Source organism: Micromonospora sp. LHW51205 (genome assembly GCF_003315815.1).
GTDB lineage: Bacteria > Actinomycetota > Actinomycetes > Mycobacteriales > Micromonosporaceae > Micromonospora > Micromonospora chalcea.
Genome location: NZ_QMEZ01000012.1, coordinates 145,157 through 156,596 on the forward strand (window position 1 = coordinate 145,157; position 11,440 = coordinate 156,596).

Here is an 11,440-nt window from a genome sequence, read left to right on the forward strand (position 1 = left end):
ATGCGGGTCTCGGTCTTCACCGAACCCCACCGCGGAGCGGACTACGACGACCAGCTCCGGTTCGCCCGGCTGGTCGAGGAGACCGGCTTCGAGGGCTTCTTCCGGGCCGACCACTACCGGGCGATGGGGGACGAGCCGGCGCTGCCCGGCCCCACCGACGCCTGGCTGACGCTCGCCGCACTGGCCCGGGAGACCTCCCGGATCCGGCTCGGCACGCTCGTCACGTCCGCCACGTTCCGGCTCCCCGGGCCGCTCGCCGTCATGGTCGCCCAGGTCGACCGGATGAGCGGCGGCCGGGTCGAGCTGGGCATCGGCGCCGGCTGGTACGAGCGTGAGCACACCGCGTTCGGCATCCCGTTCCCGCCGGTCAGCGAACGCTTCGACCGGCTCGCCGAGCAGCTGGAGATCGTCACCGGGCTGTGGCGCACCCCGGCCGACGAGACGTACAGCTTCACCGGCGAGCACTACCGCCTGGTCGACGCGCCGACGCTGCCCAAACCGGTGCAGCAGCCCGGCCCGCCGGTGATCGTCGGCGGCCGGGGACCGAAGCGCACCCCCGAGCTGGCCGCACGCTACGCCGACGAGTTCAACATGCCGTTCAAGAGCGTGGCCGAGACCGCCACCGCGTACGACCGGGTCCGGGAGGCGTGCGACCGCACCGGCCGGGACGCCTCCGGCCGGGCCCCGCTGACACTCTCCGCCGGCATCGTCGTGGCGATCGGACGCACCGACGCCGAGGCGCAGCGCCGGGCCGCCCCGCTGCACGTCACGAGCGCGCTGCCGCCGGAGGACCCGGTGGTCGGCTCCCCCGCCCAGCTCGTGGACCGGATCGGCGAGTTCGCCGCGATCGGGGCCACCCGGGTGCACCTGCGCCTGATCGACTTCGACGACCTCGACCACGTGGAGCTCATCGCCGCCGAGGTGCTCCCCCGACTGGACGGACCACGATGACCGAACTCTCCGCCGACCTCGAACTCGGCCCGGTGGGCCAGGAGATCGTGTACGAGAACGACCGGGTACGGGTCTGGCACATCCGGCTGGAGCCGGGTGAGCGGCAGCCGCTGCACCGCCACGACCACCCGTACCTGGTGGTGGCGGTCCAGGGCGCGAAGAACGTGGTGCAGACGATCGACGGCACCACCATCGACGCCGACGAGCCGACCGGCGGCGTCGTCTACCGGGATCCGGGCGCGGTGCACATGCTGACCAACGTCGGCGACACCACCTACCTCGCCCGCCTGGTCGAGCTGAAGTAGCCACGCCGGCAGGTTCGCCGCGCCGCGCGGCGGCAAGGTGGCGATCGGGGGCACCGGGCCGTAACGTGCCGGACATGGCCTTTCGGACGTGGGGCAGGCTGCTGCTCACGGCGCTCGGAGTGAGCGTACTGGCCGGGGCCGGCCAGTTGGGCATCGCGTACGGCTTCGGAGTCGTCCGCCTCGACGGCGCGTTCGTCGACGCCTCGGTGAACAGGTGGCCCGCCCAGCTCGTCTGGGTGGGCTGGTTCGCCGTGGTCGCCACGGTCGCCGGAGCCGTCCTCACCGAGCGCTTCGCCCGCCGCGACGACCTCCCCGGCGGCACCACCGAACTGCTCTCCATCGCCGGCGTCAGCGCGCTGGGCGCGACGGTGGTCGCCCCGCTGTGCATGCAACCGGCCCGCGCGGCCGAGCTGGCCGGATCCGTCGACCCGGTCTGGGCCGCCGGTGTCTGCGCCGCGCTCGGCGCGGTGGTCGGCGCGGGCGCGGCGATCGCCGTACTGCTGAAGCCGCCGTTCGGCTGGGGTGTGGCGATCACCGCCGGGATCGTCTGGCTGCTGGCGCTGCTGTCCGTCGCGCCCACCATCGTCTCGGACCGCCCGCTGGCATCCGTCCGGCTCGGCGTCCTCGAACCGTCCTGGCTGGACCCGGCGGCCGCGCAGCGCCTGTCCATGCTGCTGCTGCCCACGCTGGCCCTGCTCGCCGGTGGCGCGGTCGGCGTGCTGGCCCGCCGCGCCGGATGGCCGCCGCTGGTCGGCGGCGCGGCCGGCGCGGCCGGTCCGGTGCTCGTCGCGTTCGCCTACCTGACGGCCGGCCCGGGCGCGGCGACCGACAGGTACCAGATCGCGCCCTACTACGGCGCGCTGATCGCTGTCGTCGCCGGTGCGCTCGGCTCGACCGCCACCACGATGCTGCCCCGGCCGGTTGCCGCCGACGGCGATCCCGACGCGGTCGAGGCCACCGACATCCTCGCGCCGCTGCCGCACTCGGCCGCTCCGGGCGTACCGGCCGCGCCGCCCGTGCCTCCGGTGACGAGCGGCGCCGCCGCGCCCGCGCACTGGAACTGGCCGGAGCCCGGCGGCTCGGCCACGGCGACGGCTCCGGCCGGTACCGATCTTCCCGGCGCCGGCCGGCCGGCCCTCGCGGATCTGCCCGCCGCCGAGCAGCCGACCGCTGCGGAACGGCCGGCGGGTGAGCGCCCGGCCGTCGCCGACACGAGCCACGGCCAGCCCATGCCGGGTCTGCTGCCCCCGGGGCGCCGGACCTCGGCCATCGACGTCCTCGCCGCGGGCCGCCCCGACCCGGTCGCGGGTCCGGGCACGGTCACGGTCACGGGCACGGGTCCGGGCACGGGCACGGGTCCGGGCACGGGCCACGCGGACAGCACCGGCGAGGCGGCCACCACGGACCGTCCGGCCGCTCCCGACCCGGCCGCCGGTTCCGAAGCCGCCGATGGAGCGTCCGGGCAGGCCACCGGCATTCCGGCCGACAGCGAGACCGCTACCGGCACCGGCACCGGCACCGGCACCGGCACGGACGATGCCGCACCGGCGCCGGAAGCGGCGGCGACCACGCCACGGGTGACCCGGCCGCGCCGTACCCGCGCGGGCCGGTCCAGCGGGACTACCGACGGGCCGGTGTCATCCGCCGACGGCACAGCACCCCGCCCCGGAGACGTCACCACTCCCAGCGCCGGCGCGGGCACCACCGCGAAGGACGCATCACCGGCCACCGCCGACAGCCACGTTCCCGGCCCGCGTACGGACAGCGGCGCCCTCGCCGGGCCGGTCACGGCCGACGCGGGCAGTGACGCCCCCGCCGCGCCACCGGCCGAAGCCCCCGGAGACACCGGCGCGGCCGGCCGCGCCGCACGCCCCCGGCGTACCCGCACTCCGAAGGCGCCGCGCGCCACCGGTCCGGCCTCCCCCGGCCCGGCCGAGACCGCGCCGACGACACCGGGCGGCCGAACCGAAGCTGCGCCGAGCGGGGGAGCCGACGCCGAGCCGACCCCCCAGGCCACGAACCCGGACCGGGACGACACGAGCACCGACTCGAACGTGGTGGCGCCGACCGGGCGTACCGGACGCGACTTCTTCTTCGACGACCCGGCGCCCGCCCCGTCGACCCGGCCGCGGTTCGCGATGTTCGAGGACGTGACCGGGCAGCCCGGCGAGGTGCGCCCGGCCTGGCCGATCACCCCGGCGGGCCGGCCGCACCGCGCGACCGCCGAACCGGACACGCCGGCCCGGGACGCCGCGGACGCGGTCGCCCCGGGCGAGCCGGCGCCGCGTCCCCGGCACCGTGGTCTGCCCGAGCCGGGTGCGAGCACCGGTTGGGACGCGCTCGCCACGAACGCCCGCCCGGCGGGGCCGCTCGCCCGGCCGGAGGCGGGGATGCCGCTCGCCCGGCCCGAGGCGGCGACTGCCGTACCGGGCGAGGCGGGTGCCGCGCCGTCGGAGGCCACGGAGACGGAGGCGGACTCCCGGCGCGGGCGGCACTCCGGACCGGACGACGCCGACGCGCCCGCCGGGAAGTCGAAGGCCCGGCGCGGCCTGTTCCGGCGCAACCGGGCCAAGGATGAGCCGGAGCCGGCCGAGCGTACGGCCGAACCGACCACCGCGGCCGACGACGAGTACGTGGACTGGGTCGCCGGTCTCGCCTCGGACGACAACGCCGACGACGCCCGCTCGCTGCGTACCGGGCGGCACCACCGCGACTGAACGAGCACCGGGGCGGGCCGGGACACCAGGCCCGCCCCGGCTCCGGTCACGCCAGTGGCAGGTAGACCCGTGACCCGCCGGCGACGAACTCCTCCGACTTGTCGCGCATGCCCCGCGCGGCGTACTCCTTCAACTCCTGCGTGATCTTCATGGAGCAGAACTTCGGGCCGCACATCGAGCAGAAGTGCGCGGTCTTGGCGGGCTCGGCGGGCAGCGTCGCGTCGTGGTACGCCCGTGCGGTCTCCGGGTCGAGCGCCAGGTTGAACTGGTCTTCCCAGCGGAACTCGAACCGGGCCTTGGAGAGCGCGTCGTCCCACGCCTGCGCGCCGGGGTGCCCCTTGGCCAGGTCGGCCGCGTGCGCGGCGATCTTGTACGCGATCACGCCCGCCTTCACATCGTCGCGGTCGGGCAGCCCGAGGTGCTCCTTCGGGGTGACGTAGCAGAGCATGGCGGTGCCGAACATGCCGATCATCGCCGCGCCGATCGCCGAGGCGATGTGGTCGTACGCGGGCGCGACGTCGGTGGTCAGCGGCCCGAGCGTGTAGAACGGCGCCTCGTGGCACCACTCCTGCTGGAGGTCCACGTTCTCCTTGATCTTGTGCATCGGCACGTGCCCGGGGCCCTCGATCATCACCTGGACGTCGTACTCCCAGGCGATCTTCGTCAGTTCGCCGAGCGTGCGCAGCTCGGCGAACTGCGCCTCGTCGTTGGCGTCCGCGATGGAACCGGGGCGCAGGCCGTCACCGAGGGAGAACGTCACGTCGTACTTCGCGAGCAGCGAACACAGCTCCCGGAAGTTGGTGTAGAGGAAGTTCTCCTCGTGGTGCGCCAGGCACCAGGCCGCCATGATCGAGCCACCCCGGGACACGATGCCCGTCACCCGGTCCACCGCCAGCGGCACGTACGGCAGCAGCACCCCGGCGTGCACGGTCATGTAGTCGACGCCCTGCTCCGCCTGCTCGATGACGGTCTCGCGGAACACCTCCCAGCTCAGCTTCACCGGGTCACCGCCGACCTTCTCCAGCGCCTGGTAGATCGGCACCGTGCCGATCGGCACCGGCGCGTTCCGCACGATCGCCTCGCGCGTCTCGTGAATACGCTTGCCGGTGGACAGGTCCATCACGGTGTCCGCGCCCCACCGCGTGGCCCAGGTCAGCTTCTCCACCTCCTCGGCCACCGACGAGGTGACAGCCGAGGTGCCGATGTTCGCGTTGACCTTCACCAGGAACGCCTTGCCGATGATCGCCGGCTCGCACTCCGGGTGGTTCACGTTCAGCGGCAGCACGGCCCGACCGGCCGCGATCTCGTCCCGCACGAACTCCGGCGACACCGACTCCCGGATCGCCACGAACTCCATCTCCGGCGTGACGATCCCGGCCCGCGCGTACGCGAGCTGAGTCGGACGGGTTCCGGCCAGCGGCGTACCGGCGCCGCGTACCGGGGCGACGTCACCGCGCTCGGCGATCCACGGCCCGCGCAGCGCGGGCAGCCCCACCTCCGGGTCGGAGCCGGGACCGGAGGTGTCGTAGAGCCGTACCGGTGGGTTGTCCCCGGTCAGCGGCACCTCGGCGAACGGCACCCGGATGTCCGGGCGTGACCCTTCCACGTACACCTTGCGACGTGCCTGCATGACAGCCTCCCTGTCGCTCATGCGGACCAGCCGAAGTGGTCCAGCGGGCCGCGTCCCGCGCCCAGCTCCCAGGTCCGCGCGCCGGTCAGCGCGCGGGTGACGTACTCCTTGGCGACCGCCACCGCGACCGGCACCGCGTCACCCGCGGCGAGCCGGACCGCGACGGCGGCCGAGAACGAACAGCCGGTGCCGTGGTTGTGCCGGGTGTCCACCCGGGGCGCGCGCAGCAGCCGAGTGGTTCCGCCGCCCGACAGGACGTCCACCGACTCGCCGTCGGCGTCCACGTCACCGCCGGTCACCACCACGAACGCCGGTCCGCGCGCCGCCAGCGCCTCGGCCGCCGCCACCATTTCCTCGACCGTGCCCACCGGGGCTCCGGTGAGGGCCGCGGCCTCCGCGCAGTTCGGCGTCGCCACTTCCGCGTACGGCAGGAGCCGCTCGACCGCCTCCACCACGCCGAGCCGGTGCCCACTGGTGGCAACCAGTACCGGGTCGACGACCAGGTGTGGCAGCCGCCCGGCCCGGGCCGCCTCGGCCACCGCGTCGGCGACCGCCGGGGTACCGAGCATGCCGCTCTTCACGGCCCGCACGTCGAAGTCGCCGAGCACGCTGTCCATCTGGTCGCGCACCGTCTGCGGGGGCAGCGGCAGGACGGCGTCCACGCCCCTGGTGCTCTGCGCGGTGACAGCGGTGAGCACGCTCGTGCCGTACGCGCCGAGCGCGGCGAACGTCTTGAGGTCGGCCTGGATGCCGGCGCCTGCTCCGGAGTCGGAGCCGGCGATGCTGAGAACTGTTTTCGGCGTCACTGGTCTTCTCCGGTGGTTTGACGGCTGCGGCCGACAGTGGTTGCGGTTCGGGGCTGCGGCCGACCGTGCCCACTCCGGGCGGTCAGGCTTGATCCCTCCGTGGGCACGGTCGGCCGCAGCCCTGTCGCGTGCGGGCTTGCGTCGGATCGCGCGGGGTGGGTGCGCGCCAAGTGGGTGGCCGCCTCCTGGAAGGCTCTGCCCAGCGTGGTGGCGGTTTCTCTCGGGTCGTCCGCGCGCATGATCGCGCCCAGCACGGCTACTCCGGCGGCGCCCGCCTCGACGCATGCGTGGACCTGGTCCGGGTTCTCGATGCCGCCCAGCGCGAGGACGGGCACGGGGCTGACCGCGATCAGCTCGCTCAATCCGCCCGGTCCCAACACAGGGCCGTAGCCGGGTTTTGTCTTTGTCTCGTAGAGCGGGGACAGGGTGGCGTAGTGCTCGGTGGTGAGGCGGGCCAGCTCGGCGGTGTCGTGGCAGGAGCGGCCGACCAGGCCGACGGCGGGCGGCGGGTACGGGCCGGCAGCCGGTAGGTGCACCGCGTCCCCGTCGAGCGGGTCGGGTCCGGCGACGACGAGCGCGCCGCCCGCGTCGGCGAGGATCGCGCGCAGGTCGACGGCGAGCGCGAGGCGTTCGGCGCGCGGCAGGTCCTTCTCCCGCAGCACCACCCACCGCACTCCCCCACCCACGGCAGCCGCGACCACGTCGACGAGCGCCCCCCGGGCCACCCGCCGATCGGTCAGCAGCACGACCCCGCTCGGCCCGCCCTGGATCTTGGTACGCGGCCGCCCCTCGGGGGGCGCCTCCGTACCAAGATCCGCTACGCGTGAGGCGGTCACAGGTCGGGCCGTCCCTCGTCGGGGGTGGACGGCAGGGCGTGGAAGCGGCGGGTGATGCGGCCGGCGCCGTACGCCAGGCGGCCGGCCTCGACCGCGTAGCGCATCGCCGTGGCCATCGCGACCGGGTCGGCGGCCCGGGTCACGGCGCTCGCCAGCAGCACCGCGTCGCAACCCAGCTCCATGGCGAGGGCGGCGTCGGAGGCGGTGCCGATGCCCGCGTCGAGCACCACCGGCACGTCGACCGCCTGCCGGATCAGCCGGATGTGGTGCGGGTTGCCGATGCCCAGCCCGGAGCCGATCGGCGACCCGGCCGGCATCACCGCCGCGCAGCCCACGTCGGCCAGCCGCCGCGCGAGCACCGGATCGTCCGACGTGTACGGCAGCACGGTGAACCCGTCCGCGACCAGCTCCTCGGCGGCGCGCAGCAGCTCCACCCCGTCGGGCAGGAGCGTGCGCTCGTCGCCGATCACCTCAAGCTTCACCCAGTCGGTGTCGAACGCCTCCCGGGCCAGGTGCGCCGTCTTCACCGCCTCCACAGCGGTCCGGCAGCCGGCGGTGTTCGGCAGCAGCCGTACGCCGCACCGCTCCACCAGGTCGAGCAGGCCACCCGACCCGCCGGGCGTGGTGTCGACCCGGCGCAGCGCCAGCGTCACCAGCTCGGTGCCGGCCGCGCGGATCGCCGCCTCCAGCACGTGCAGGTTCGCCGCGCCACCGGTGCCGAGGATGAGCCGGGAGCCGAACCCGACCCCGCCGATCTCAAGCGTGGACATCCTGCTCACCCGCCCTGGGTGGCGCTGAGCACCTCGACCCGGTCGCCGTCGCGCAGGACGCTCGCCGACCAGCCGCCGCGCGGCACCACCTCGCCGTTCACCGCCACGGCGAGCCCGCGCTCCCGGTCGGTGACGGTGCGGACCACCTCGGCGACGGTGACGCCCTCGGGCAGCGTCCGGCCGGTGCCGTTGACGATCAGTTCCACGTGCGCTCCTTCCCGAAGCGGTCCGGGGTGAAGGGGGCGAGCGCGGGATCCGGCTCGCCGGTGACGATCAGCTCGGTGACCAGGTCGGCGGTGACCGGGGTGAGCACGATGCCGTGCCGGTGATGTCCGGTCGCGGCGAGCACACCCGGCTGCCCGGGCAGCGGCCCGATGATCGGCGCGTTGTCCGGCGTACCGGGGCGCAGCCCGGCGACTGCCTCCACCAGCTCGTACTCGACGAGTTCCGGCACCAGCTCCGTGGCGGCGCGCAGCAGTGTCAGCACGCCACCGGCGGTGACAGCGGTGTCCGCGCGCTCCTCGACCGTCGCCCCGACCACGACCTCGCCGCTGTCCCGGGGCACCAGGTAGACCGGCTCGCTGTCCGCGTACCCCCGGATCACGTGCCGGAAGCCCGGCGGACCGCCACCCGGCGCGCGCAGCCGCAGCACCTGGCCCTTCACCGGGCGGACCGGCAGGCCGGTCAGCGCCGCCGCGCCGCAGCCGGCCGCGACCACAGTGACCCGCGCGTCCACCTCGGACAGCGCGCCGACGCGCGCCGGGCGCAGCTCCACGCCGGCGCGTTCCGCGGCCGTGCGCAACGCGGCGACCAGCCGCCGCGGGTCGACCTGGTGATCACCGGGGGCCACCGCGCCGCCGCGCACGCGCGGCGCCAACGCCGGCTCGCGGTCGCGCAGCTCCGACGGGCGCAGCGGCGTGATCGGCAGTTCCAGGCCCTGCTGGTACGACCACAGCCGCCTCGCCTCGGCCAGGTCGTCGGCGGTGAGCCCGACGACGAGCGTGCCCTCGGTGCGATAGCCGATGTCGACGCCGCTCGCCTCGGCCAGCTCGGTCGCGAAGCCGGGCCAGCGGGCGGCGGACTCGACGAGCAGCGCGGTGAGTTCGTGCTCACCGAAGTACGCCTCGGCGACCGGCGACAGCATCCCGGCGGCCACCGACGACGCGCCCGACCCGGGCCGGTCGTCGTGCACCACCACGCGCAGTCCACGTTGCGCGCACCGCCACGCGATCGCCCACCCGACAGGCCCGCCCCCCACCACCGCCACGTCGTTAAGGAAGGGCCCCCTGTTAACGCCTCCGGTAGAGGAAGGGCCCCCTGTTAACACGTCAGGGCCCGCAGCAGCTCGGCGGTGGCGTGCGCGGGATCGGCTGCCCCGCTGAGCGCGCCGACCACCGCCACCCCGTACGCCCCGGCGGCCCGCAGCTCCGGCACGCTCGAGGCGGTCACCCCGCCGATCGCGATCACCGGCACGGTCACCGCTTCGGCGACCGCGCGTATCCCCTCGGGGCCGATCGGTTCCGGCAGGCCGGACTTGGTGGTGGTGACGTGGCACGGGCCCACGCCCAGGTAGCTCGCGCCCGCGTCCACCGCGGCCCGGGCGGTCACCGGTTCGCGGGCGGTCGCCCCGAGCACCGCGTCCGGGCCGAGCACCCGGCGCGCGGCACGCACCGGCAGGTCGTCCGCGCCGACGTGGCCACCGGCGGCGTCCACCGCGAGCGCCACGTGCAGCCGGTCGTTGACCAGGCACTGTGCTCCGTACGGCCGGCAGGCGTCGACCACCAGCCGGGCCAGCTCGTACGCCTCCCGGTCGGTGGCGTCGTCCTCCACGCGCACCTGCACGACGAGGTCTGCGCCCGCCACGGGCAGTGCGGCACGCAACACGGCGAGCGGGTCACGCCCCGGCCGGGTGTCGGTGATGAGATGCAGTCGTCCCAGGGACAGCACGGCAACGCTCCTCCCTGCGCCGGCATTACCCGGATCAGGTTCGACGGTCGGGGGCTCCCAGCCCCCCTCTCAGCCCGGTCCGCACCGGGCTCCCGTGGGTCACTTGCGGCCTACCGTACGACGCCTCCAGCCCGTACGGAAGCCCGGGTGAGGTTTTTCCCAGGAACCAGCCGTCCGCCGGATCGGGGCAGCGGGTGACCGTCCCGTCACGACACGCTGCCTGGGTGTCCGTTCCCGCCCGTGTTCCGCGCCGCCTGGAGATCCTGCCGTTCCGGGGCAGCGACGCCGTCTCCGAAGGGCTACTCACCTGGACGATGCTGCGCGGGCAGACCTGGATCCGCCTGCTGCCGGACGTGTACGTGCACCGCGACGGGTACCGCGCCGACGACCACCGGATGTGGTGCGAGGCGGTGGCGTTGCGCCTGCCGCCGGGTGTCGTGCTGGCGGGGCGCAGCGCCGCGTGGTTGTTCGGCGCGGACGTGCTCCCCCGCGACGCGCCGGTGACAGTACTGTTGCCGACTGCTGCGCGGCTGCGACCGCACCCACGGTTGCGGTTGGTCCGGTCACCGCTGCCGGAGCGGGACCGCACCCTCGTCGGCGGGCTGCCGGTCACCACGCCCCTTCGCACGGCGTTCGACCTGGGCCGGCAGGGCTCACTCGCCGAGGCGTTGGTCGCCGTCGAGGCGCTGCTGCGTCGCCGGGCCGTGAAGCTGCCCGCCCTGCGGGCCTACGCCGCCGCCCGGCCGGGCTGGCCGGGCGCTCCGCTGTTGCGCGAGGTGCTGGCGCTGGCCGAGCCGTTGAGCGAGTCCCCGATGGAGACTCGCCTGCGGCTGCTCCTGCTCGACGCCGGCCTCGGCCCGCTCACCGCTCAGCACGAGGTACGCGCCGGTGGACGCTTCGTGGCCCGGGTGGACCTGGCCTGGCCGGCGCTCCGCATCGCGGTCGAGTACGACGGCGACCACCACCGCGAACGGGCTCACTTCCGCCGGGACGTGGCTCGCCTGAACGCGCTGCGCGCGGCCGGGTGGCTCGTGCTCCGCTTCACCGCCGACGACGTGCTACGCCGGCCCGACGCCACAGTGGCCCTGGTGCGCCAGGCCTTGGCAGAACGTCGTGCCACCGAGGCGAACCACTGATCCGCGCCCGCCGCCACGAGCCTCACCCCGCTACGCCCCCGGCCCGCCACACGTCACCGCTGGCCCCCATTTCGCCACCTACCACCCACCGGACCACCCACCACCCACCGGGCCCCCATTTCGCCGCCCGCCACCCGTTGGGTCCCCGGCTCGCCACCCGTCGAGCCGCCCGAGACACCACGGGCGTCAGAGGCCCGCCCGCAAACACCCATCGTGTTCCACTCGTCGTGAGCGCTGCCTGTGGGTGGCACGCCATGGGTGCCTGACGCGTGGGCGAGCCTTGATGGGGCGCAGGCCGCGCGGGCGCACCCCCAACCGAGGGCGCACAGTCCACGTGCGGGC

At 75.0% G+C, this 11,440-nt stretch carries 11 protein-coding genes and 1 riboswitch; of the genes, 4 read left to right on the forward strand and 7 right to left on the reverse strand.

Annotation, left to right across the window (positions count from 1 at the left end):
• The 3 genes from DQE82_RS29505 to DQE82_RS29515 all read left to right on the forward strand — a co-directional run bounded on the left by DQE82_RS29505 (position 1) and on the right by DQE82_RS29515 (position 3,973).
• Positions 1-951: an LLM class F420-dependent oxidoreductase gene (locus tag DQE82_RS29505; RefSeq protein WP_113974776.1), complete on the forward strand. Its 951-nt coding sequence runs from the start codon at positions 1-3 to the stop codon at positions 949-951.
• Positions 948-1,256 carry a cupin gene (locus DQE82_RS29510; RefSeq protein WP_069087953.1) on the forward strand — a complete coding sequence of 103 codons (309 nt, stop codon included), beginning with the start codon at positions 948-950 and terminating at the stop codon, positions 1,254-1,256. Before DQE82_RS29505 ends, DQE82_RS29510 begins: the two co-directional genes overlap by 4 nt.
• Positions 1,257-1,330: 74 nt before the next feature.
• Complete coding sequence (locus tag DQE82_RS29515) at positions 1,331-3,973, forward strand: hypothetical protein (protein ID WP_113974777.1); 2,643 nt, start codon at positions 1,331-1,333, stop codon at positions 3,971-3,973.
• A 46-nt stretch (positions 3,974-4,019) separates the two neighbouring features.
• Here the strand turns inward: DQE82_RS29515 and thiC are convergent, their stop codons facing one another.
• The 7 genes from thiC to thiE form a co-directional block, all read right to left on the reverse strand.
• Positions 4,020-5,603, reverse strand: a complete 1,584-nt coding sequence (gene thiC, locus DQE82_RS29520; RefSeq protein ID WP_113974778.1) for a phosphomethylpyrimidine synthase ThiC — start codon at positions 5,601-5,603, stop codon at positions 4,020-4,022.
• 17 nt (positions 5,604-5,620) lie between these two features.
• Complete coding sequence (gene thiD, locus DQE82_RS29525) at positions 5,621-6,409, reverse strand: bifunctional hydroxymethylpyrimidine kinase/phosphomethylpyrimidine kinase (protein WP_113974779.1); 789 nt, start codon at positions 6,407-6,409, stop codon at positions 5,621-5,623.
• Positions 6,406-7,179 (reverse strand): thiamine phosphate synthase, encoded by a 774-nt coding sequence (locus DQE82_RS29530; RefSeq protein ID WP_113974787.1) that lies wholly within the window; start codon positions 7,177-7,179, stop codon positions 6,406-6,408. The genes thiD and DQE82_RS29530 overlap by 4 nt, the downstream gene beginning before the upstream one ends.
• A gap of 62 nt (positions 7,180-7,241) precedes the next feature.
• Positions 7,242-8,015 carry a thiazole synthase gene (locus tag DQE82_RS29535; RefSeq protein ID WP_043328260.1) on the reverse strand — a complete coding sequence of 258 codons (774 nt, stop codon included), beginning with the start codon at positions 8,013-8,015 and terminating at the stop codon, positions 7,242-7,244.
• 5 nt (positions 8,016-8,020) lie between these two features.
• Entirely contained in the window at positions 8,021-8,221 is a 201-nt protein-coding gene (gene thiS, locus DQE82_RS29540) for a sulfur carrier protein ThiS (RefSeq protein WP_013288601.1), read from the reverse strand.
• Entirely contained in the window at positions 8,212-9,342 is a 1,131-nt protein-coding gene (thiO, locus tag DQE82_RS29545) for a glycine oxidase ThiO (RefSeq protein ID WP_199496156.1), read from the reverse strand. Before thiO ends, thiS begins: the two co-directional genes overlap by 10 nt.
• The gene (gene thiE / locus DQE82_RS29550; protein WP_113974781.1) at positions 9,336-9,962 is read right to left on the reverse strand and encodes a thiamine phosphate synthase; all 627 of its coding nucleotides are present in this window, start codon (positions 9,960-9,962) and stop codon (positions 9,336-9,338) included. The genes thiO and thiE overlap by 7 nt, the downstream gene beginning before the upstream one ends.
• A riboswitch (TPP riboswitch) is annotated at positions 9,957-10,068 on the reverse strand. (Overlaps the previous gene by 6 nt.)
• 118 nt (positions 10,069-10,186) lie before the next feature.
• On the opposite strand from thiE, the gene DQE82_RS29555 reads away from it, so the two are divergent.
• Positions 10,187-11,098: a DUF559 domain-containing protein gene (locus DQE82_RS29555; protein WP_113974782.1), complete on the forward strand. Its 912-nt coding sequence runs from the start codon at positions 10,187-10,189 to the stop codon at positions 11,096-11,098.
• Positions 11,099-11,440: the final 342 nt, after the last annotated feature.